Genomic DNA, 866 nt, shown 5'->3' with positions numbered 1-866 from the left:
AGTGGTGGTCTCCCGAGATGAAGGAGATTGACTGTGACCATGACCAAGGAGAAGGGCCAGTCGGAGACGCAAGCCCGCCAGTTGCGGCGTGAGTTGTTCGACGACCAGTTGCTGGATGAGTTGCTGGCCGCGACCACTGAGCGGGGTGTCGCGTTGACCGGCGAGGGCGGGTTCTTGCCGGAGATGATCAAGGCTGTCCTCGAACGCGGTATGCAGGCCGAGCTGAGCGAGCATCTGGGCTATGCCAAGCACGACGCGACGGGCCGCGGTAGCGGGAATTCGCGCAACGGGACCACACCGAAGACCGTCGCGACCGAAGTCGGGGACGTGCAGCTGGACCAGCCACGGGACCGCAATGCGAGCTTCGCGTCCGCGTTGGTCCCCAAGGGCCAGCGTCGGCTGGGCGGGCTGGAGGACATGATCATCAGCCTGTATGCGGGCGGAATGACCATCCGTGACATCCAGCACCACCTGGCCGCCACCCTGGGCACGGAGTTGTCCCACGAGACGATCAGCAAGGTCACCGAGGCCGTCGCCGACGAGGTCACGGCGTGGCAGTCGCGGCCGTTGGAGTCGTTCTATCCGGTGGTCTACCTCGACGCGCTGGTGGTCAAGGTCCGTGACGGCGCGCATGTGGCCAACCGCTCGGCCCACATCGCTGTCGGGGTCGACGTCGATGGCATCAAGCACGTGCTGGGGATCTGGGTCCAGGCCTCCGAGGGCGCGAAGTTCTGGACCGGGGTCTGCAGCAACCTCGCCAACCGCGGCGTCAATGATGTGCTGATCGTGTGCTGTGACGGACTGACCGGCTTCCCCGAGGCGATCACGGCGACTTGGCCCCACGCCACCGTGCAGACCTGCGTGGT

1 protein-coding gene is annotated in these 866 nt (G+C 65.8%); it reads left to right on the top strand.

Going from position 1 to position 866, the window contains the following annotated elements:
- Positions 1 to 39: 39 nt before the first annotated feature.
- The coding region (locus tag ACTQ49_RS14980) for an IS256 family transposase (RefSeq protein WP_441828632.1) at positions 40 to 866 on the top strand (827 nt) is incomplete at its 3' end.

Origin of the sequence: Luteococcus sp. Sow4_B9 (assembly GCF_052116585.1) — a bacterium.
In the GTDB taxonomy this organism is placed as follows: Bacteria; Actinomycetota; Actinomycetes; order Propionibacteriales; family Propionibacteriaceae; genus Luteococcus.
Note: the sequence above shows the minus strand (reverse complement) of the source record. Positions and strands in the feature narration are given on the sequence as shown.